The 19,903-nt window shown below is 69.5% G+C and carries 19 protein-coding genes; 5 read left to right on the top strand and 14 right to left on the bottom strand.

Annotation, left to right across the window (positions count from 1 at the left end):
• Position 1: 1 nt before the first annotated feature.
• The 4 genes from nirB (at position 2) to cobA (ending at position 6,694) form a co-directional block, all read left to right on the top strand.
• A complete protein-coding gene (gene nirB, locus ACTJKJ_RS06580; protein WP_440819944.1) occupies positions 2-2,551 on the top strand; it encodes a nitrite reductase large subunit NirB in 2,550 nt (849 codons plus the stop codon).
• Between the two features lie 15 nt (positions 2,552-2,566).
• A complete protein-coding gene (gene nirD, locus ACTJKJ_RS06575; protein ID WP_091719853.1) occupies positions 2,567-2,947 on the top strand; it encodes a nitrite reductase small subunit NirD in 381 nt (126 codons plus the stop codon).
• 76 nt (positions 2,948-3,023) lie between these two features.
• The gene (locus tag ACTJKJ_RS06570) at positions 3,024-5,816 is read left to right on the top strand and encodes a nitrate reductase (protein WP_440819974.1); all 2,793 of its coding nucleotides are present in this window, start codon (positions 3,024-3,026) and stop codon (positions 5,814-5,816) included.
• Entirely contained in the window at positions 5,813-6,694 is an 882-nt protein-coding gene (cobA, locus tag ACTJKJ_RS06565; RefSeq protein ID WP_440819943.1) for a uroporphyrinogen-III C-methyltransferase, read from the top strand. Before ACTJKJ_RS06570 ends, cobA begins: the two co-directional genes overlap by 4 nt.
• Before the next feature lie 39 nt (positions 6,695-6,733).
• Here the strand turns inward: cobA and ACTJKJ_RS06560 are convergent, their stop codons facing one another.
• The 4 genes from ACTJKJ_RS06560 to ACTJKJ_RS06545 all read right to left on the bottom strand — a co-directional run bounded on the left by ACTJKJ_RS06560 (position 6,734) and on the right by ACTJKJ_RS06545 (position 10,609).
• Positions 6,734-7,906: a YbfB/YjiJ family MFS transporter gene (locus ACTJKJ_RS06560; RefSeq protein WP_440819942.1), complete on the bottom strand. Its 1,173-nt coding sequence runs from the start codon at positions 7,904-7,906 to the stop codon at positions 6,734-6,736.
• A 7-nt stretch (positions 7,907-7,913) separates the two neighbouring features.
• Positions 7,914-8,261, bottom strand: coding sequence for a HigA family addiction module antitoxin (locus ACTJKJ_RS06555; protein WP_297385119.1), 348 nt, complete (start codon positions 8,259-8,261; stop codon positions 7,914-7,916).
• Between the two features lie 29 nt (positions 8,262-8,290).
• Positions 8,291-8,572 (bottom strand): type II toxin-antitoxin system RelE/ParE family toxin, encoded by a 282-nt coding sequence (locus ACTJKJ_RS06550; RefSeq protein ID WP_440819941.1) that lies wholly within the window; start codon positions 8,570-8,572, stop codon positions 8,291-8,293.
• 207 nt (positions 8,573-8,779) lie between these two features.
• Entirely contained in the window at positions 8,780-10,609 is a 1,830-nt protein-coding gene (locus ACTJKJ_RS06545; RefSeq protein WP_440819940.1) for a methyl-accepting chemotaxis protein, read from the bottom strand.
• A gap of 177 nt (positions 10,610-10,786) precedes the next feature.
• Between ACTJKJ_RS06545 and ACTJKJ_RS06540 the strand changes: the two genes are divergently transcribed.
• Positions 10,787-11,566, top strand: a complete 780-nt coding sequence (locus ACTJKJ_RS06540) for a type III pantothenate kinase (RefSeq protein WP_297385125.1) — start codon at positions 10,787-10,789, stop codon at positions 11,564-11,566.
• A gap of 45 nt (positions 11,567-11,611) precedes the next feature.
• Here the strand turns inward: ACTJKJ_RS06540 and ACTJKJ_RS06535 are convergent, their stop codons facing one another.
• The 10 genes from ACTJKJ_RS06535 to ACTJKJ_RS06490 all read right to left on the bottom strand — a co-directional run bounded on the left by ACTJKJ_RS06535 (position 11,612) and on the right by ACTJKJ_RS06490 (position 19,831).
• Complete coding sequence (locus ACTJKJ_RS06535) at positions 11,612-12,007, bottom strand: tautomerase family protein (RefSeq protein ID WP_091719868.1); 396 nt, start codon at positions 12,005-12,007, stop codon at positions 11,612-11,614.
• 33 nt (positions 12,008-12,040) lie between these two features.
• Positions 12,041-12,460, bottom strand: a complete 420-nt coding sequence (locus tag ACTJKJ_RS06530; protein WP_183488712.1) for a nuclear transport factor 2 family protein — start codon at positions 12,458-12,460, stop codon at positions 12,041-12,043.
• Positions 12,450-12,752, bottom strand: a complete 303-nt coding sequence (locus ACTJKJ_RS06525) for a hypothetical protein (RefSeq protein WP_440819939.1) — start codon at positions 12,750-12,752, stop codon at positions 12,450-12,452. The genes ACTJKJ_RS06530 and ACTJKJ_RS06525 overlap by 11 nt, the downstream gene beginning before the upstream one ends.
• Positions 12,753-12,778: 26 nt before the next feature.
• Positions 12,779-13,027: a hypothetical protein gene (locus tag ACTJKJ_RS06520; protein WP_440819938.1), complete on the bottom strand. Its 249-nt coding sequence runs from the start codon at positions 13,025-13,027 to the stop codon at positions 12,779-12,781.
• Positions 13,028-13,160: 133 nt separating this feature from the next.
• The gene (locus ACTJKJ_RS06515) at positions 13,161-13,979 is read right to left on the bottom strand and encodes a nucleotidyltransferase domain-containing protein (RefSeq protein WP_297385130.1); all 819 of its coding nucleotides are present in this window, start codon (positions 13,977-13,979) and stop codon (positions 13,161-13,163) included.
• A gap of 31 nt (positions 13,980-14,010) precedes the next feature.
• A complete protein-coding gene (gene hslU / locus ACTJKJ_RS06510) occupies positions 14,011-15,357 on the bottom strand; it encodes an ATP-dependent protease ATPase subunit HslU (RefSeq protein WP_091719880.1) in 1,347 nt (448 codons plus the stop codon).
• 20 nt (positions 15,358-15,377) lie between these two features.
• On the bottom strand, positions 15,378-15,938 hold the full coding sequence (hslV, locus tag ACTJKJ_RS06505; protein ID WP_091719884.1) for an ATP-dependent protease subunit HslV: 561 nt from the start codon (positions 15,936-15,938) through the stop codon (positions 15,378-15,380).
• A 200-nt stretch (positions 15,939-16,138) separates the two neighbouring features.
• On the bottom strand, positions 16,139-17,890 hold the full coding sequence (locus ACTJKJ_RS06500) for a hypothetical protein (RefSeq protein ID WP_183488723.1): 1,752 nt from the start codon (positions 17,888-17,890) through the stop codon (positions 16,139-16,141).
• Between the two features lie 34 nt (positions 17,891-17,924).
• Positions 17,925-18,560 carry an RNA polymerase-binding protein DksA gene (dksA, locus tag ACTJKJ_RS06495; protein WP_175538132.1) on the bottom strand — a complete coding sequence of 212 codons (636 nt, stop codon included), beginning with the start codon at positions 18,558-18,560 and terminating at the stop codon, positions 17,925-17,927.
• A gap of 149 nt (positions 18,561-18,709) precedes the next feature.
• Positions 18,710-19,831, bottom strand: a complete 1,122-nt coding sequence (locus tag ACTJKJ_RS06490; protein WP_183484346.1) for a CobW family GTP-binding protein — start codon at positions 19,829-19,831, stop codon at positions 18,710-18,712.
• Positions 19,832-19,903: the final 72 nt, after the last annotated feature.

Raw genomic sequence — 19,903 nt, 5'->3', positions numbered from 1 at the left:
CATGAAAAAGATGAAGCTGGTGATGGTGGGCAACGGCATGGCGGGCGTGCGCACGCTTGAGGAACTGCTCAAGATCTCGCCCGACCTGTACGACATCACCGTGTTCGGCGCCGAGTCGCATCCGAACTACAACCGCATCCTGCTCAGCCCGGTGCTCGCCGGCGAGCAGACGCTGGACGAGATCATCCTGAACCCGCTCTCCTGGTACGAGGAGAACGGCATCACGCTGCACCTGGGCAAGACGGTCACGCAGATCGATCGCATCACGCGCAAGGTGATCGCGGCCGACGGCACCGAGGCCGACTACGACCGGCTGCTGATCGCCACCGGCTCCAACCCCTTCATCCTGCCGGTGCCCGGCAAGGACCTGGACGGCGTGATCGGCTACCGCGACATCACCGACACCAACACGATGATCGAGGCGGCGACCCGGTACCAGCACGCCGTCGTCATCGGCGGCGGCCTGCTGGGCCTGGAAGCGGCCAACGGCCTGATGCTGCGCGGCATGCAGGTCACCGTCGTGCACATCGGCGACTGGCTGATGGAGCGCCAGCTCGACGACCAGGCCGGCGACCTGCTGCGCAAGTCGCTGCAGGAGCGCGGTCTGCGCTTCCGCATGGGCGCGCAGACCGAGGCGCTGATCGGCGAGGAGGACGGCCGCCTGGATGGGGAGGCCCCGGCTCGCCGCCGGGTCCGGGCCGTCCGCTTCAAGGATGGCGAGGAGATCCCCGCCGACCTCGTCGTGATGGCCGCTGGCATCCGCCCCAACACCGCGCTGGCCGAAAGCGCCGGCCTGCACTGCCATCGCGGCATCGTCGTCACCGACACGCTGCAGACGGTGACCGATCCCCGCATCTACGCCGTCGGCGAGTGCGCCGCGCACCGCGGCATCGCCTACGGCCTGGTGGCGCCGCTGTTCGAGCAGGGCAAGGTCTGCGCGAACCACCTGGCGCAGTTCGGCATCGGCCGCTACCTGGGCAGCCAGACCAGCACCAAGCTGAAGGTGACCGGCATCGACCTGTTCTCGGCCGGCGACTTCATGGGCGGCGAGGGCACCGAGGAGATCGTGATGAGCGATCCCTTCGCCGGCGTCTACAAGAAGCTCGTGATCAAGAACGACCAGCTGGTCGGCGCCTGCCTGTATGGCGACACCGTCGATGGCAGCTGGTACTTCAAGCTGCTGCGCGAGGGCCGCAAGATCGGCGACATCCGGGACAAGCTGATGTTCGGCGAGAGCAACATCGGCGACGTCGGCCACCAGGGCCACAACAAGGCCGCCGCGATGGCCGACAGCGACGAGGTCTGCGGCTGCAACGGCGTGACCAAGGGCGCCGTGTGCAAGGCGATCAAGGAGAAGGGCCTGTTCACGCTGGAGGAGGTGCGTAAGCACACCAAGGCCAGCGCGAGCTGCGGCTCCTGCACCGGGCTGGTCGAGCAGCTGCTGATGTTCACCGCGGGCGGCGACTACTCGGCCACGCCGAAGAAGAAGGCCGTGTGCGGATGCACCGAGCTGAGCCACCAGGAGGTGCGCGACGCCATCTTCAAGGAGCACCTGGTCAAGCTGGACGAGGTCTACGACCGCCTGAACTGGAAGACGCCCAACGGCTGCTCGACCTGCCGTCCGGCGCTGAACTATTACCTGATCTCGTCCTGGCCCAAGGAGGCCGTGGACGATCCGCAATCGCGCTTCATCAACGAGCGCAGCCACGCCAACATCCAGAAGGACGGCACCTACTCGGTGATCCCGCGCATGTGGGGCGGGGAGACAAGCGCCGACGAGCTGCGCCGCATCGCCGACGCCGTCGACAAATACAAGATCCCCACCGTCAAGGTGACCGGCGGCCAGCGCATCGACCTGCTGGGCGTGCGCAAGGAGGATCTGGTCGACGTCTGGAAGGACATCGGCATGCCGAGCGGTCACGCCTACGCCAAGGCGCTGCGCACGGTGAAGACCTGCGTCGGCTCCGAGTGGTGCCGCATGGGCACGCAGGACAGCACGCAGATGGGCAAGGACCTGGAGCGCGCGATGTGGCGCATGTACGCGCCGCACAAGGTCAAGTTCGCCGTCAGCGGCTGCCCGCGCAACTGCGCCGAGGCCGGCATCAAGGACGTCGGCATCATCGGCGTGGACTCCGGCTGGGAGATGTACGTCGCCGGCAACGGCGGCATCAAGACCGAGGTCGCGCACTTCCTGGTCAAGCTCAAGACCGCCGAGGAGGTGATGGAGTACACCGGCGCCTTCATGCAGCTCTACCGCAAGGAGGGCTGGTACCTCGAGCGCACCGTGCACTACGTCAGCCGCGTCGGCCTGGACCATGTGAAGCAGCGCATCCTCGAGGACCACGAGGGCCGCAAGGCGCTGTGGGCCGAGCTGCAGTACGCGCTCGATGGCGAGCCCGATCCGTGGTTCGAGTTCGCCAAGGCCCAGGTCGACGTGCGCCAGTTCGAGCCGGTGGCCAGCGTCGCCGTCCCGGCCGGCGCGGCGTCCGCCGGGTCCGCCGGTGCCGGCGCCAAACCCGTTCCCGCCGCGCCGCTGCGCGGCCCCTTCTGATCAAGAGGCCCCGCCATGACCGACTGGATCTCCGTGTGCGCCGTCACCGACATTCCCGTGCTGGGCTCGCGCCGCGTCGCCCGCGCCAAGGGCCCGCAGGTGGCGCTGTTCCGCACCGCCGACGACCGCATCCACGCGCTGCTCGATCGCTGCCCCCACAAGGCCGGGCCGCTGAGCCAGGGCATCGTCTTCGGCAACGCCGTCGCCTGCCCGCTGCACAACTGGACCATCGCGCTGGAGAACGGCTGCGCGCGCGAGCCGGATGAAGGTCGCACGCCGGTGTTCCAGGTCAAGGTCGAGGACGGCGTCGTGCTGCTGGACCGGCAGGAACTGGACACGGTGGGCATCGACCTGCCGCCGGTCATGGCCGGTCCCTGCACCCGCGTGGCCTGCTGAACGGCACCGGCCGATGAACGCCCGGGTGCCCCAGGATCGCGAGCCCGCCGCGTCCACGGACGCGCCGGCCGAGGGCGTGCGCAGCACGCGCTCAACCTGCCCGTACTGCGGGGTCGGCTGCGGCGTGCTGATCGACACGGCGGGCGAGGGCGATGCCACGCGCGTCGTCGGCGTGCGCGGTGATCCCGACCACCCGGCCAACTTCGGCCGGCTGTGCACCAAGGGCTCGACGCTGCACCTGACCGCGACGCCGCTGGTGCGCCAGCAGCAGCGCCTGCTGCAGCCGGCCTGGCGGCCCACGCGCGACGATGCGCTCGAACCGCAGGACTGGGACACGACCACGCGCCGCATCGCCGAGCAGCTGCTGGCGATCCGCGCCGAGCATGGGCCGGATGCGATCGGCTTCTACATCTCGGGCCAGCTGCTGACCGAGGACTACCACGCGTTCAACAAGCTGGCGCGCGGCCTGGTCGGCACCAACAACATCGACAGCAACTCGCGGCTGTGCATGAGCTCGGCGGTGGTCGGCTACAAGCAGTCGCTGGGCGCCGACGCGCCGCCCACCTGCTACGAGGACCTGGAACGGGCCGACTGCCTGTTCATCGCCGGCTCCAACACCGCATGGGCGCATCCCATCCTGTTCCGCCGCATCGAGGCCGCCCGCGCGGCGCGGCCGCAGATGAAGATCATCGTGGTGGACCCGCGCCGCACCGAGACGGCCGAGTTCGCCGATCTGCACCTCGCGATCAAGCCGGGCAGCGACATCGCGCTGTTCCACGGCATGCTGCACGCGGCGATCTGGGAGGGCTGGATCGACGCGGACTTCATCGAGCGGCACACCGCCGGCTTCGCGGAACTGAAGGCGCTGGTGCGCACGATGACGCCGAGCGAATCGGCGCGGCTCACCGGCCTCAAGGAAGCGCAGATCCTGCAGGCGGCGCAGTGGTTCGCGCAGTCGCCGTCGACGCTGTCGCTGTACTGCATGGGCCTGAACCAGAGCAGCAGTGGCGCGGCGAAGAACACGGCGCTGATCAACCTGCACCTCGCGACGGGCCAGGTCGGTCGCGCCGGGGCGGGGCCGTTCTCGCTCACCGGCCAGCCCAACGCGATGGGCGGGCGCGAGAGCGGCGGCATGGCGACGCTGCTGCCCGGTCACCGCGATCCAGGCAACGCCGCGCATCGCGATGAAGTGGCTGCGCTGTGGGGCGTCGACGCGATGCCCGACCAGCCGGGCAAGACGGCGGTGGAACTGTTCCAGGCTGCTGCCCGCGGCGAGGTCAAGGCGCTGTGGATCGCGTGCACGAATCCAGCGCAGTCCATGCCCGACCAGGCGCTGGTGCGCGCGGCGCTCGAGCGCTGCGAGCTGGTCATCCTGCAGGAGGCGTTTTCCGGCACGGCGACGGCGGCCTTCGCCGACGTGGTGCTGCCAGCCGCCACCTGGGCGGAGAAGGACGGCACCGTCACCAACAGCGAGCGGCGCATCAGCCGCGTGCGCGCCGCGCTGTCGCCCGCCGGCGAATCGCGCGCCGACTGGCGCATCGTGCGCGACGTCGCGCGGCGCATGGAGACGGTCCTGCGTCCAGGGCGGCCCAGTCTCTTCGACTGGGAGACGCCGGAGCAGCCGTGGATCGAGCATCGTGAAGCCACGCGCGGACGCGACCTGGACATCGGCGGGCTGAGCTACGCGATGCTGGAAGAAGCGCCGCGCCAATGGCCATGGCCGGCCGGCGCCGAGGCCCCGCAGGCCCGGCTCTACGAGGATCGCCGCTTCGCGCATGCCGACGGCCGGGCGCGTTTCATCGCGAAGCCCTTCAAGCCGACGGCCGAGATGCAGGATCCGAAATTCCCGCTGGCGCTGAGCACCGGGCGGCTGCGCGACCAGTGGCACGGCATGAGCCGCAGCGGCACGGTCGCGCGGCTCTTCGCCGGCGAGCCGGCGCCTGCGCTGTCGATGCATCCGCAGGACATCGCGCGCCGCGGGTTGACGGCGGGCGCGCTGGTGCGCGTGCAGTCGCGCCGCGGACCGCTGATCGTGCCGCTGCGCGCGGACGAGGGCGTCGGCCCGCAGCAGGCCTGGTTGCCGATGCACTGGGGCAGCGAGTTCCTCGGCGGGCGCGGCCAGCTGGGCATCAATGCGCTGACGCAATCGGCGTTCTGTCCGGATGCGCGGCAGCCCGAGCTGAAGTTCGCGGCCGTCTCGGTGGAGGCGGTGGCGCTGCCCTGGCGCGTGTTCGGCGCGGCCTGGGTGAAGCCGGGCCAGGCCGCCGCGCTGCGCAGCCAGCTGCGGGTGCTGATGGACCAGGCCGAGTACGCCTGCTGCCTGCCCGGACCTGCGCAGGACGGGCTGGAGGGCTGGAGCCTGGAGCTGGCCTTTGCCGAGCCGCCACCCGCGCCGGTGGTGCAGGCCTTGTCGACGGTGCTGCAGCTCAACGGCGTCGGCGTGCTGCGGTATGCCGACGGACGGCGCGGCCGCAGCCGCTCCTTGCGGCTGGATGGCGATGGCGCCGAAGCGCGCCTGCAGGCGCTGTTGCGCGTCGGCGAAGGCAGTGAGGGAGCATGGCTCGACGCGCTTTGGAGCGAGCGCGTGCCGGTCGCGCCCTTCGGCCGCCGCCTGCTCGCGCCGGATGCGGACGGGCCCGCCGTGCCGGTCAGTCCGCAGGTCTGCAATTGCTTCAATGTCCGCGAGGACGCGATCACCGCCTGCCTGCAGCGGCTGCCCGACGACGCGCCGCAGGCGCGCCTGGCGGCGCTGCAAGGCGCATTGCGCTGCGGCACGCAGTGCGGCTCCTGCCTGCCGGCGCTGCGCCGCATGGTGCAGACCGTCGTGCCAGGGTCTCCGGTTTCGAATGCAGTGAAGGAAGCGACATGACCTCCCTCGATGCCAGCTCAAACGCCAGCTCATCCGCTACTTCGTCCGCCAGCAAGTCCGCCGGCGCGCCGAGCGTGTCCCTCGTCGGCGCGGGACCGGGCGATCCGGAGCTGCTCACCGTCAAGGCGATGAAGCGGCTTCAGCAGGCCGAGGTGGTGCTGACCGACGACCTGGTCGACGCGCGCGTGCTCGCCTGCCTGCCACCGACGGCGCGGGTGCTGCGCGTGGGCAAGCGCGGCGGCTGCGTGTCGACGGAGCAGCGCTTCATCCATGAACTGATGATCCGCGAGGCCCGGGCGGGCGCGCGTGTCGTGCGCCTGAAGGGCGGCGATCCGTTCGTGTTCGGTCGTGGCGGCGAGGAGGTCGATGCGCTGCGCGACGCCGGCATCGAGGTCGAGGTGATCAACGGCCTGTCGGCCGGGCTGGCGGCGCCGGCGTCGGTGGGCGTGCCGGTCACGGACCGCCGCTGCACGCCGGGCGTGGCCTTCGTGACCGGGCACAACGGCGAGCACGGCATCGCGCCCGATTGGGCGGCGCTGGCGAAGAGCCGGCTGACGCTGGTGGTCTACATGGGCCTGGCGCGCGCGGCGGCGATCGCTCAGGCCTTGCAGGACGGCGGCCTGTCGCCGGGCACGCCGGCCGTGATCGTCAGCGCGGCGCACACCCCGCGGCAGCGCGAGTGCTTCACGACGCTGGCGGAGCTGCCGGCCGCGATCGAGCGCGAGGGCTTGCCCAGTCCGGCGCTGCTCGTGATCGGCGAGGTGGTCGCCTTGTCGCCGCGATGGCGCGAGGATGCCGGATTGACGGGCACCGGTGCGTGCTGCGACGCCGATGCCGGCCGTGTCGGCGAGACGCTGGCGACGTTCCGCGCGGCCTGAGCGAGGGGCAGAGGAGCGCGGCCGCGACGCCGTTGCGCGTCAGGCCGGGTTGCGCCGCTCCAGCGCGCGCAGGCGTCCCATGATCCCCATGCCGACGGTGAGCACCGCCGCGGTCAGCCAGAGCGAGGCGAGGTAGCTGCCGCTGGCCTGCGCCATCGCGCCGGCGAGCGCGGGCGCCGTGACCTGCGCGACGCCATAGCTGAGCGTGAGGCGCGCCATCGCCTTGCCCGGATTGCCGGGCGACCGCCGGCCGACGAGCGCGAGCGTGAGGCTGACCAGGCCGATGAAGGTCGCGCCGTAGAGCAGGGCGCCGATCAGCGCGGCGGCGAGGCTGCCGGAGAGCGCGGGCAGCACGACGGAGACGATCTGCAGCGCGAAGGCGGCGAGCAGCGCGTTGAGGTCGCCGAGGCGGCGCGCGACGCGGTCCCACAGGAACACGGCCGGCGTGGCCGCCAGGCCCACCAGCAGCCAGGCCCAGGGGCCCTGGCCGTGCAGCAGCGGTTGGCGCTCGACGATCGCGACGGTGAAGGTGGCGCTGATGACGAAGCCCCAACCGGCGCAGAAGTAGCCGGCGATCATCCAGCGCATCCATCGTGGATCGGGGGCGGCGGCGGTGCTCGTCGCGGCGACGGGTGGCGGCACGGGCGGGCGCCACCACGCCGTCAGCGCGAGCAGCGGCAGGCCGACGACGACGAAGCCCCACCAGTGGCCGGCCCAGTCGAGCGCGAGGCGGTCCATCGCCATCGCGCCGAGGGCGGAGACGACGATGCCCAGGCCGAGTCCGAGGAAGTGGACGCCGAGTTCCGGTCGCTTGCCGGCGCGCATCAGGAAGCCGAGCACGAGGCCGGAGCCGAGCAGCATGCCGGCGGCGCCGCTGAGCCCGCCGAGGTAGCGCGACAGCGCCCACAGCGGCAGGCTGGGCGCGAGCGGCATCAGCGCGGTGGCGAGCAGGCCCAGCACCATGCCCCAGAGGTAGAGCCGCGAGCGCCAGCGCGGGTCGTCGATCAGCGCGGCGATCACCGCGCCGCTCATGTAGCCGGCGTAGTTGACGGCCGCGAGCGTGCCGCCCATCGCGTCGCTCAGGTCGGCCTGCTGCTGCATCAGCGGCAGCAGCGGCGTGTAGGCGAAGCGCGCCAGGCCGATGCTCAGGATCAGGCCGGCGATGCCGCCGGCGGAGACCTGCCAGGGGCGAAGGGCCGGGGTGTCGCGCATGGCGTGATCAGACGGCCAGCGCGTCGATGTCCTCTACCAGCTGGTCGCCGTGCGTCTGCAGGATGACCTCGATGTCATATTGCGCCTGCAGGTTGAGCCAGAACCGGGGGTCGACGCCAAAGGCCAGGCCCAATCGAACAGCGGTGTCGGCGGAGATCGATCGCACCCCGGCGCAGATCTCGTCGATGCGTCGCTGCTGCACGCCAATGGCCTTGGCGACGCGATACCGGGTCAGTCCGAGCGGCTCGATGAACTCCGACAGGAGGATGCTGCCCGGATGCACCGGATCAAGGCGGCGCCCGGTCGCGATGTCCGTGAAATCGACCTGGTTCAGCCTGCTGCGTGGAATGCTCATGAGTTCGTCCCGTTCTTCGTGGCGGCCGGTCAGTGATAGTCCGCGATCTCGACGTCCAGCGCCGACCCGTCCTGCCAACGGAAGCAGATGCGCCACTGGCGGTTCACACGCAAGCTCCATTGCCCCTTGCGGTCGCCTTTCAGCAACTCGAGTCGGTTGCCGGGCGGGAAGCGCAAGGTGTCGACGGACAGGGCGGCGTCGATGGCCCGCATCTTCTGACGGCATGCCTGCTGGAGCCCGCGTTCCATGCCCTTGATCTCCCGACCATCGAAGATCGCTGCCGTGCGCTTGTCCGCGAAGCTCTTGATCATTAGTATCGAGTGGCGATACTAGTCTCGTCAAGGATGCCGATGCGTTCGCTGGCGACGCTGGAGCGGCGTCGCGCGAGGTTTCATCGGCGGTCCGACGGGACACGGCCAGCCTCGGAGTGAAGAGGCAGTCAGCCTACGTTCATGACCGCTGGCGTTCTTCGAACCGCGACGGAAAACGGCCTCGATCACCAAGGCCGTTGAGCTGGATCAGAACGTCTCCCAGTCGTCGCCGGGCGCGGACGTGGCGCTGGGGCCGGGAGCCGCTGGCGGCGCCTGCTTGGGCGTGGACGGCGTCGCGGGGGCGGGCCTTGCCTTGGCGACCGAGGCGGCAGGCGCCTTGGGCGGCGAGGGGCGCGTGGCCGCAGGCTTGGCTGCAACCGGCCGCGTGGTCGTCGGCTTCGCCATCGAGGCGGCGACTGCCGGCTTCGGCGTCGGCGGCGATGTCCGCGTCGGAGCCGGTGGCGGCGTCACGCCCACCGTGTCGACCGACTCCGGCTTGGGGTCGCTGACCTTGAAGTGCCCGACCAGCGCCGTGAGCTTGCGCGCCTGGTCGCTGAGCGACTCGGCTGCGGCGGCGGACTCCTCGACCAGGGCGGCGTTCTGCTGCGTCATCTGGTCCAGCTGCGCCACCGAGCCGTTGACATTGCCGATGCCCTGGCTCTGCTCGACGGTGCTCGCGCTGATCTCGCCGATGATGTCCGACACCCGCTGCACGCTGGCGACGATCTCCGTCATCGTGGCACCGGCATCGCGCACCAGCTGCGAGCCGGCCTCGACCTTGGCCACGCTGTCGCCGATCAGCGCCTTGATCTCGCGCGCCGCGCCCGCGCTGCGCTGCGCCAGCGCCCGGACCTCCGACGCCACCACCGCGAAACCCTTGCCGTGCTCGCCGGCGCGCGCCGCTTCCACCGCGGCGTTCAGCGCCAGGATGTTGGTCTGGAAGGCGATGCCGTCGATGGTGCCGATGATGTCGTTGATCTTCTTGGCCGAGGCATCGATCTGCGCCATCGTGCCCACCACCTCGCCGACCACCGTGCCGCCGCGCTCGGCCACCTCGGCCGCACTGCCGGCCAGCTGGTTGGCTGTGCGCGCGCTGTCGGCGCTCTGCTGCACCGTGCCGGTCAGCTGCGCCAGCGAGGACGCCGCATGCTGCAGGTTGGAGGCCGTCTGCTCGGTGCGGTGGCTCAGGTCCTGGTTGCCGCTGGCGATCTCCTGGCTCGCCGTCTGCATGCCGTCGGCGCTGGCCCGCACCTCGCGGATCACCTTGCGCAGCGAGCTCTTCATCGCCGCCAGCGCGCGCTGCACGTCGCCGATCTCGTCCTGGCTGTAGTCGCGGTCGACATGGAACAGGTCGCCCTCGCCGATGCGTTCGGCCTCGGCCATCAGCGACTTCAGCGGCGCCGAGATCGTGCGCACGAAGTAGGCGGTGGCCAGGGCCAGTAGGCCCACGATCAGCGTCATCAACGCCGCCACGCCCCACACGGTGCGCATGCGCTCGGCCCCCGCGGCCTCTCGCAGCGCCGCCGAGCGCTGCTGCTGCAGCGTGACGAAGTCCTGCTGCGCGACCAGGTACTGCTCGATGGCGGGCACGACCTTCTGCTGCAGCGCCTGGTGCGCGCCGTTCACATCGCCGCCGGCCTTGAGCTTGTTCGCCTCGTTGCGGGTGGCGATGTAGGCCTGACGCCGTTCGGCGATCCGCGCCATCGCGGCTTTGTCGTCGTCGCCCTCGGCCAGGGCCTCGAGCTGCTTCTGGATGCCATTGATCGTCTCGGTGGTCTTGGCGATGTCGCCCTTCATCGCATCGGCGACCGCGTTGTCGTTGGCCGCCAGCCCGGCCTGCACGCGGCTCGCGTTGGCCTCGGTGAGGCCGCGCCAGCGCAGCGCCAGCTCGAAGCGTTGCTGCTGTTTCTCCTGGGTCGCCTGCGCGACCTCGAGCAGGCTGCGGGTGCGCGAGGCAGCCCCCAGCGACATCGCCACCGTCATGACGGACATGACGGCAACGGGGATCCAGAGTCGCGTGGCGATCGAGAACTTCATCGGTCTGGCGCCTTGTGTTGGGTCGGGGGCCGCCCCGGGATGGTGCAGTCGACCTGCATCCCATCCTAAATCGGCCGAAGGGGGCACCGGCTTGAGGACAAACACTGCTAACCTGCCGCCCTGATCCGCGCCGGCCGCCCGATCCCGCAGAACTTCACAGAAGGTCCCGCCACGCCCATGAGCTTCCTGGCCATCGACATCGGCAACACCCGCCTCAAGTGGGCGCTCTACGCGAGCCCCCAGCCGGGCAGCCCGATGCTGGCGCACGGTGCGCAGTTCCTGGAGAACATCGAGAAGCTGGCCGAGCACGACTGGGCCCGGCTGCCGGCGACGCCGGGCAGCATGCTCGGCAGCAATGTGGCCGGCGACGCGCTGCGGCACCGCGTCGAGGAGCAGATGGAGCTGTGGGACATCGAACCGCGCTGGGTGGCGTCGTCGGCGCAGGCGGGCGGCGTGATCAACGGCTACGAGCACCCGGGGCGCCTGGGCGCGGACCGGTTCGTCGCGCTGATCGGCGCGCGGCATCACGTGCTGGCGCGCATGCGCGGGCAGACGCCGCGACCGGCGCTGGTGGTGATGGTGGGCACCGCGGTGACCGTGGATGCGCTCGACGCCGACGGTCGATTCCTGGGCGGGCTGATCCTGCCCGGGCACGGGATCATGCTGCGCTCGCTGGAAGGTGGCACCGCCGGCCTGCGCGTGCCGACCGGCGAGGTGCGCGAGTTCCCCACCAACACCTCGGATGCGCTCACCAGCGGCGGCAACTACGCGATCACCGGCGCCATCGAGCGCATGCACCGCCACATCGTCAAGCGCTGCGGGCAGGAGCCGGTCACCTTGATGACCGGTGGCGCGGGCTGGAAGGTCTCGCCGGCGCTGGACATCCCGCACGAGTTGATCGACTCGCTGATCTTCGACGGGCTGCTGGCGCTGCAGGCCCATCGCCTGGCGCTGTAGGCGGCACGGTCCGGCGTCGGGGCGCGTCGACCGCGCCCGGCGCGCTCACACGTCGACCTTGAACCCGAGATCGATCTCCGAGCCCGGCTGGCCGCCGCGCAGGCCCCAGTTCTCGCGCTCCACCTCGTTGAGGATGATCTTGACGTGGTCGGCGGGGACGTCGAGCGCGCCGAGGCGGTCGACGATCGCGCGATAGAGGCGGCGCTTGGCCTCGATCGTGCGGCCGGAGAAAGCCGTCACCGTCACCAGCGTGTAGCACTCGGGCCGCGAGAGCCGCGGCGGATGGATGAAGCGATGCGGCTCGTAGGCGATCAGGCGCACGCAGCGGTCTTCCGCCGGGATCTTGAAACCCTCGACCAGCGCGGCCTGCACCGCTTCGATCAACTGGGTTTCCTGCTCGGGGGAACAGGCACGGCGGATTTCGATGAGGGTGCTCGGCATGGACGCTGCGATGAGGGCGACGGGAACGCGAGCTTATCGCGCGACGACCTGCCGGCTCTGGAAGTCGACGGGCACGGAGCTGTGCTGGTGGACGACGCGCCATCGATCTTGCTCGCGTCGCATCAGCACGGTGAGCCGGTTCTCGATCGCGCGCAGCGCCTCGCCGCCGGCATCGAGCGCCGTGAACGCCAGCGTCGCCACGCCACCGGCGACCTGGGTGTCGCACCAGGTCGTCACCTCCGTCGCGGTGACCCGCACGCGCACGTCGCGGATGCCGTCGAACCAGGCGGCGATCATGCCGCCCCAGTCCTCGCGGCCGGCGTAGTGCCAGCGGTCCCAGCTGTCGAAGACCTGGACGTCCTGCGCATAGAGGTCCAGGAAGCGCGCCAGGTCACGCTCGAGGACGGCGGCCGCGTAGTCGCCCAGGAAGGCATGGATCGGGTCATCGGTCATGGTGTGTCTCCTTGAAGCGGGATGGCTCCGTGGAGACGACGATCCAGGGCGGCGGATTTCGACGGGCGCGGCGGGGGGCCAGCGCGAGCAAGGCATGCACGCCGTTGTAGAGCAAGACGAGGATCGCCGTCAGCCAGAAGGTGCCGAACACGATCGACATGGCCAGGATCCCCAGGCCGAGGTCGTCCTCGCAATGACCGCTGGCGTCGCAGGGCGAAGGGACGAATTGCTCGACCAGCGCGCCCGCGGCGACGAGCCAAACGATCAGGCCGATGCCCGTGGAGACGGCCACGCGTCGCAGCGCTCGCCGGGCGCCGATCACCGGGCGCCCTGCTGATGCAGGCGCCAGTCGCGCTGCCATCGCGCGACGTTGTAGAGCAGCACGCCGACGGAACTCACCCAGAACATGCCCAGCCACAAGCCGACCACCTTGAGGGTGAAGATCATGTCGCCGTCGCAGCGGCCGCTGACGTCGCAGGGGGAGGGGACGTAAAGGTCGATGAGCAGGGCCGTCGAGACGTTCCAGACCAGTAGACCCAGGAGGACGGAAATGAGCAGGCGATTCATGGTGGACGGGTTCCTTTTCTGGTGGAAAGCGGCCAGTCTCGCCATCGGCGCGGTGCTCAGGATGAGCCCGCTGTGAGCGCTCGGTGAGCTTGCCGTGCGGTGCACGGCAGCGGTCCGGTCTCGCAGGGGGCCGTCAGCCCGCCCAGCTTTCCCGCAGCACGTCTCGGAACAACTCGGACAGCAGCGGCTCGACTTCCGGCCGATCCTTGGCGGGCAGTTCCAGACCCTCTATGCGGTCGAGCTCCCGCTCGATGAAGCGCTGGATCGGGACGACCTGGCCTGAGAGCCCGAGCTCCCCGGTGTTGCGCTTCAGTTCGAGCAGGTCGTCGATGGCTTCGGGCAGCCCCGGTTCTTCCCGGATGGTGTCGAGCAGGCGGTGGAACTCGATGGGCGCTGGACGCTGATGGCGTTCCAGCCATCGGACCGCCAACAACGGACGCAGCACGTAGAAATACTTCTTCAACGGGACCTGCTCGGCCTGCAGATAACCGCGGAAGTTGGTCTTCGCCATGCTGCGGTAGTGATGGATGCCGCGCACGATCGAGTACACGACCGGCAGCAATTCCAGCGCCCGCGCGTGGAAGCGGCCGCGGCTTTCGTAGACGATCGGCGACTGGATCCATTCGACGAAGCCCGGGTTGGAGCCGCGGAACAGCCGCAGCGCCTTGCGCAGGTCCCAGCCGTTGATGTCCATCTCGTCGACGATCGGGTACTCGATGACGTCGCGCTGTTCCTCGAGGCCGATGGACAGGTACCAGTCCATGCGGTTGACGTAGATGAAGCGGGCGTCGAAGTCGCTGTCGGGCGAAGCGAAACCCCAGGCGCGGCTGCCGGACTCGACGGCCAGCAGCACGCGCACTTCGTGCTCGGTTTCGGCGCGGCGCAGCCGCGACTGGATCTCGGCGCGCGCGGGGGCGGGGATGACGGAGAGGTCGGTCGTGGGAGCGCTCATGGGCGCATTCTGACCCCGCCGCGCGCCGTCTTTACAGGATGAACCGGCTCAGGTCCTCGTTCTGCGCCAGCGCGCCGAGCTTCTCGTCGACCTGCGCGCCGGCGATCGTGACGGTCTGGCCGGCGTGCTTGTGCGCGTCGAAGCTGATGTCGTCCAGCAGTCGCTCCAGCACCGTCGCCAGGCGTCGCGCGCCGATGTTCTCGGTGCGCTCGTTGACCTCGAACGCGATCTGCGCCAGCCGGCGGATGCCGTCCGCGCTCAGCTCCAGCGTCAGCCCTTCCGTCGCCAGCAGCGCCTGGTATTGCTTGACCAGGCTCGCATGCGTGCTCGACAGGATGGCCTCGAAGTCCTCCACCGACAGCGACTTCAACTCCACCCGGATCGGAAAGCGGCCCTGCAACTCGGGAATCAGGTCGCTGGGCTTGCTCAGGTGGAAGGCGCCCGAGGCGATGAACAGGATGTGGTCGGTCTTCACCATCCCGTACTTGGTGTTGACCGTCGTGCCCTCCACCAGCGGCAGCAGGTCGCGCTGCACGCCCTGGCGCGACACGTCGGCGCCGCCGCTGTGCTCGGCGCGCGTCGCCACCTTGTCGATCTCGTCGATGAAGACGATGCCGTTGTCCTGCGCATGCGCCAGCGCCGCGGTCTTGATCTCGTCCTCGTTGACCAGCTTGGCGGCTTCTTCCTCGACCAGCAGCTTCATCGCCTCGGCGATCTTCAACTTGCGCGCCTTGCGGCGCTCCTGGCCCATCTGCGAGAACAGCCCCTTGAGCTGCTCCGCCATCTCTTCCATGCCCTGCGGGCCGACGATCTCCATCGACGGCCGCGCCTCGGCCAGCTCGATCTCGATCTCCTTGTCGTCCATCGAGCCCTCGCGCAGCCGCTTGCGCATCACCTGCCGGGCGGTGTTGTCGCCGCCGGCGCTGTCCGCCGCCGGCGCGAAGCCGGTCGACGAGCGCGGCGGCGGCACCAGCGCGTCGAGGATGCGCTCCTCGGCCGCATCCTCGGCCCGCGCGCGCTGGAAGCGCATCTGGCGCTCGCGCTCCTGCTTGACGGCGATGTCGACCAGGTCGCGCACGATGCTGTCCACGTCCTTGCCGACGTAGCCGACCTCGGTGAACTTGGTCGCCTCGACCTTGATGAAGGGCGCGTCGGCCAGCTTGGCCAGACGGCGCGCGATCTCGGTCTTGCCCACGCCGGTGGGGCCGATCATGAGGATGTTCTTCGGCGTGATCTCGCCACGCAGCTTCTCGTCGACCTGCTGGCGCCGCCAGCGGTTGCGCAACGCGATCGCGACGGCGCGCTTGGCATCGGCCTGGCCGACGATGTGCCGGTCGAGTTCGGAGACGATCTCCTGCGGGGTCATGCTGCTGCTCATTCGTGTGCTCCGGCGCCGGCTCAGTCCAGCGTCTCGATCGTGTGGTTGCCGTTGGTGTAGATGCAGATCTCGCCGGCGATCACCAGCGACTGCTTGACGATGTCCACCGCGCTCAGCTCGCTGTGGTTGAGCAGCGCCTTCGCCGCCGCCTGCGCATAGGCCCCGCCGCTCCCGATGGCGACGATGCCCTGCTCGGGCTCCAGCACGTCGCCGTTGCCGGTGATGATCAGCGACGCCGTGCGGTCGGCCACCGCCAGCATCGCCTCCAGGCGGCGCAGCACGCGGTCGGTGCGCCAGTCGCGGGTCAGGTCCACCGCCGCGCGCACCAGATGGCCCTGGTGCTTCTCGAGCTTGGCCTCGAAGCGCTCGAACAGCGTGAACGCGTCCGCAGTCGCGCCAGCGAAGCCCGCCAGCACCTGGTTCTTGTAGAGCTTGCGCACCTTGCGCGCCGTCGACTTCACGACGATCGAGCCCAGCGTCACCTGGCCGTCGCCGCCGATCGCGACCTGGTTGCCGCGCCGCACGCTGACGATGGTGGTGCCGTGGTACGGCGCAAGCGGGGAGGAGGAATCTTGGGACATGGTGGAGCGGACGTGCGGGGACGCCTTGAACGTCATGAAGGCCTCACGTGGGTTCCCGCGCGGGAATCACAAGGTGAGGAAAAGGGAGCGGCCCCGCCTGTGCGAATGCCGGTTGACGAGGCCGATGATCGGACATCCGGATGAAGAACGGGGCCAGAGGCCCCGTGGTCGCGAAGGTCGAAGCCGGCGCGCGGCGGTCGTCAGACGTGCCGCACCTTGACCCGGGCGTGCTCGTTGATGCCCATGGCGCCGAAGAACAGCGCCACCAGCCGGTGCGCGTCGCTGAACTGCACCGCGCGGTTCTCGCTGCGCCGCGCCAGCACCCAGTTCAGCAGGTCGCCGGCGGCCATGAAGTCCAGGCGGATCAGCTTCGGGCAGGCGATCGTCACCAGCGACGCGGCGCCGAGCTGCTCGGTCATCAGCGCCAGCGTCTCGCTGATGTCGCCGCTCAACTGGCCGGAGAGCTCCATCAGCGCCGCGGTGTTGACCGCGTCGGTCATCGTCGACTCGAGGAAGGCGATGCCGGTGTCCGGCGCCGCCGGCTGGATCGAGGAGGGCGAGCTCGTCGACAGCGCATTGCCGCTGATGCGGACATGGCACAGCGCCTTTTCCCAACTGGGCGGCGACACCTCGTAGGTGACGCAGTAGTCGATCGCGACTTCGTCGAACTGGTCCGGGCGGTTGGCCAGGCGCAGCGCTTCCAGGCGCAGCATCCACAGGATGGGATCCGCGTCCCGGCTGCCGACCGGCGCCTGCTCCCGCAGCACGTTGAAGAAGTGGTCGCCCGACAGCCAGCGCAGATCCAGCGCCTGCTGCGCCCAGGCGCGGAACAGGTCGCGCAGCTTGGCGCAGGCCTCGATGTCGATCTGGCGCAGCGGCGCCCAGTCGATCACCCAAGGCATCGGCAGGTTCTCGCAGCGGGTGCGCATCTGCGTCACCGCCTCGGTGTCCAGGTATTCCGGCGCCGTCCAGGAGACGCTGCTCGCGCGGCCGCGCGGGGCGCGCTCCTGCTGCACCGCCTCGGCCACCAGCTTGGGCAGCGAGAACCATTGCGGCGAGGACAGCCCGAACTGCTGCGCGTAGTCGTTGGCCAGCTGCTCGAACTTGCCCTGCTGGCCGGTCGCCCGGTACAGGTCGAACAGCACCAGCCAGGTCTCGGCGTGTTCGTGGCGCGCGCCACCCGCACGGGTGAGGTCGATCAGGCTGCGCTCGCAGTGCTCGTAGTCGGCATTGGCGAAGGCGATCACCGCCTCGTCCAGCTCGGCGTCGTGGACGACTTCGCTGACCTCGACCTGCGGATCCGCGACGCGGAAGCTCAGCGTCGGGATCTCCTTCTTCAGCTCGGGGATCGGCGCGGGCGCGGCGGCCGACTGCGGGGCCATGCCGCCGCCCATCGAGGCCGCGGCCGGCGCCGGCGACAGGTCCAGGCGCTCGATGTCAGCCGGCGAGGCGTGATCGGACACCCGCGCGCCAATCTGGTCCGCCGGCTGCGTCGCGGCGAAATTGACCGGTTTGGTGCTGGTCTCGAAGAAGCCGGGCGAGTGCTGGCCCTGCACCTGCGTGGGGACGAAACCTTCGCCCACCATCTGCTGCTCGATCTGGTCGATCTTGGCCTTGACGCTGGCTTCATCGCGGCGCGCGCCCTGGATCTCGCTGATGCGGCCCAGTTCGTCGATGCCGGAGGTCGCGTGGCCGCCAAGCGCGGCCAGCTGTTCAGGCGTCAGGCCCTCGCGGCGGATCTTGCGCAGCATGTCGAGCTCGCGCTTGCGCACGAAATCGTTGCGTCGCTTGCGCTCCACCATCGCCCGCAGCTCCGCCTTGGCGGCATCGGCCTCGGGATCGTCCTGGCGGGAGTTGATCTCCGCCCAGTCGGTCGTCGGATTGGCGACGAAGCGCGCCACCTTGCGGAAGAAGCTCTCGCCTTCTTTGGTGCCGTCTTTGGGGTCGGTCATGCTCTGGCGGACCTTGCTCTGCGCGCTGTCCGGCTCAATCGCCGAACATCTTCTGCTTCAACTCGCGGCGCTGCTGCGCTTCCAGCGACAGCGTGGCGGTCGGGCGGGCGATCAGGCGACCCAGGCCGATCGGCTCGCCGGTCTCGTCGCAGTAGCCGTACTCGCCGCTTTCCAAGCGCTGCAGCGATTGCATGATCTTCTTCAGCAGCTTGCGCTCGCGGTCGCGGGTGCGCAGTTCCAGCGCGTGCTCTTCCTCGATCGTGGCGCGGTCGGCTGGGTCGGGGACGATGGAGGTGTCCTCGCGCAGGTGCTCGGTCGTCTCGCCGGCGTTGGACAGGATGTCTTCCTTCAGCTGCGTCAGCTTGGCGCGGAAGAAGTCGACTTGCTTGTCGTTCATGTACTCGCTGTCCGGCATCGCCAGCACTTCGGCGTCGGTCAGTTCGGCACCGGCCTTGGATTTCCAGGCAGACGAGAGTTTGGGATCGGTCTTCACGGCAGGGCGGCTGTTCTGGTTCGTTGATGTCGGGGTCGAAGGCCGGACAGGGCTGTCCAGCAGAGAGACCGTGCTGTCGGGCGCGTCCGCGTCGGCGGGTTTGCCTGCCGCCGGAGCCTTGGCCACCTTGGCGGCGGCCTTGGGCGCGGCGGTCTTGGAGGCCGGTGTCTTGCTCACGTTCACTCTCCTAGCGGCTCTTTATACCTGCTCGACATGAGAAGCCGGGGCTTCCCGCGCTGGCGCAGGGGCCTGGTTCGGGCGCGGCGGATTGTAGCCACCTCCGCCGCCGCGCCGCCGATGGGTCTGAACCATCGGTCAGTGTGGCACTAAGCCAGGCAGCCTTCCAGCCCCTGCATCAGGATGTCCTTCGGCAGGTCGATGCCGATGAACACCATCTTGCTGACCTTCTTTTCCTCGGGCATCCACTTCGGGCCGAGGTCGGACCCCATCAGCTGGTGCACGCCCTGGAAGATCACCTTCTTGTCGGTGCCCTTCATGTTCAGCACGCCCTTGTAGCGCAGCATCTTCGGGCCGTACACCTGCACGATCGCGCCCAGGAAGTCCTCCAGCTTGGCCGGGTTGAACGGGCGCTCCGAGCGGAAGACGAAGGACTTCACGTCGTCGTCATGGTGGTGATGGTGCGGATGGTCGCAGTGCTCGCCGTGCTCGTGGTCGTGATGATCGTGGGCATGGTCGTGGCCATGGTCATGACCGTGCTCGTGCGCATGGTCGTGCTCGTCGGCGGCCAGGAAGTCGGGATCGATCTCCAGCTTGGCGTTCAGGTTGAAGCCGCGCAGGTCGAAGACGTCCTTGATCGGCACCTCGCCGAAGTGCACCTTGGACTGCGGCGCGCGCGGGTTCATGTGCTTGAGGCGGTGCGACAGCGCGTCCACCGCGGCGGCGTCGACCAGGTCGGTCTTGCTCAGGAAGATCTGGTCGGCGAAACCGACCTGGCGGCGCGCTTCCTGGCGGGTGTCGAGCTGGTCGTTCGCATGCTTGGCGTCGACCAGCGTCAGGATCGAGTCGAGCAGGAAGGTCTCCGCGATCTCGTCGTCCATGAAGAAGGTCTGCGCGACCGGGCCGGGGTCGGCCAGGCCGGTGGTCTCGATGACCACGCGCTCGAAGTCCAGCTCGCCCTTGCGGCGCTTGGCGGCCAGGTCGGCCAGCGTGGTGCGCAGGTCTTCGCGGATGGTGCAGCAGACGCAGCCGTTGCTGAGCTGGATGATCTGCTCCTGCGTCTCGCTGACGAGGATGTCGTTGTCGATGTTCTCCTCGCCGAACTCGTTCTCGATGACGGCGATCTTCTGGCCGTGCGCCTCGGTCAGCACGCGCTTGAGCAGCGTCGTCTTGCCCGAGCCGAGGAAGCCCGTGAGGATGGTGGCGGGGATCAGTCCCGGCGCGGGACTCGTGGCTGGATTCGCGGCGGCGGTGTCAGGAACGGACGACATGGTGAACGACCAATCTATGGAGAAGCTTGGGCCCGGCAACTGGGGGCGGATGACTGTGTTTCAAGCGAATGT

The organism is Roseateles sp. 22389 (assembly GCF_052044995.1).
Taxonomy (GTDB): domain Bacteria; phylum Pseudomonadota; class Gammaproteobacteria; order Burkholderiales; family Burkholderiaceae_C; genus Roseateles.
Note: the sequence above shows the minus strand (reverse complement) of the source record. Positions and strands in the feature narration are given on the sequence as shown.

Excerpts from the sequence above, each read along its gene's own strand:
- nirD (WP_091719853.1), top strand. The coding sequence starts at position 2,567 with ATGACCGACTGGATCTCCGTGTGCGCCGTCACCGACATTCCCGTGCTG.
- ACTJKJ_RS06520 (WP_440819938.1), bottom strand. The coding sequence starts at position 13,027 with ATGAATCGCCTGCTCATTTCCGTCCTCCTGGGTCTACTGGTCTGGAAC.
- ACTJKJ_RS06530 (WP_183488712.1), bottom strand. The coding sequence starts at position 12,460 with ATGACCGATGACCCGATCCATGCCTTCCTGGGCGACTACGCGGCCGCC.
- ACTJKJ_RS06500 (WP_183488723.1), bottom strand. The coding sequence starts at position 17,890 with ATGACCGACCCCAAAGACGGCACCAAAGAAGGCGAGAGCTTCTTCCGC.
- hslU (WP_091719880.1), bottom strand. The coding sequence starts at position 15,357 with ATGAGCAGCAGCATGACCCCGCAGGAGATCGTCTCCGAACTCGACCGG.
- ACTJKJ_RS06515 (WP_297385130.1), bottom strand. The coding sequence starts at position 13,979 with ATGAGCGCTCCCACGACCGACCTCTCCGTCATCCCCGCCCCCGCGCGC.
- ACTJKJ_RS06535 (WP_091719868.1), bottom strand. The coding sequence starts at position 12,007 with ATGCCGAGCACCCTCATCGAAATCCGCCGTGCCTGTTCCCCCGAGCAG.
- ACTJKJ_RS06545 (WP_440819940.1), bottom strand. The coding sequence starts at position 10,609 with ATGAAGTTCTCGATCGCCACGCGACTCTGGATCCCCGTTGCCGTCATG.
- ACTJKJ_RS06490 (WP_183484346.1), bottom strand. The coding sequence starts at position 19,831 with ATGTCGTCCGTTCCTGACACCGCCGCCGCGAATCCAGCCACGAGTCCC.
- ACTJKJ_RS06555 (WP_297385119.1), bottom strand. The coding sequence starts at position 8,261 with ATGAGCATTCCACGCAGCAGGCTGAACCAGGTCGATTTCACGGACATC.
- ACTJKJ_RS06560 (WP_440819942.1), bottom strand. The coding sequence starts at position 7,906 with ATGCGCGACACCCCGGCCCTTCGCCCCTGGCAGGTCTCCGCCGGCGGC.
- cobA (WP_440819943.1), top strand. The coding sequence starts at position 5,813 with ATGACCTCCCTCGATGCCAGCTCAAACGCCAGCTCATCCGCTACTTCG.
- ACTJKJ_RS06550 (WP_440819941.1), bottom strand. The coding sequence starts at position 8,572 with ATGATCAAGAGCTTCGCGGACAAGCGCACGGCAGCGATCTTCGATGGT.
- nirB (WP_440819944.1), top strand. The coding sequence starts at position 2 with ATGAAAAAGATGAAGCTGGTGATGGTGGGCAACGGCATGGCGGGCGTG.
- hslV (WP_091719884.1), bottom strand. The coding sequence starts at position 15,938 with ATGTCCCAAGATTCCTCCTCCCCGCTTGCGCCGTACCACGGCACCACC.
- ACTJKJ_RS06540 (WP_297385125.1), top strand. The coding sequence starts at position 10,787 with ATGAGCTTCCTGGCCATCGACATCGGCAACACCCGCCTCAAGTGGGCG.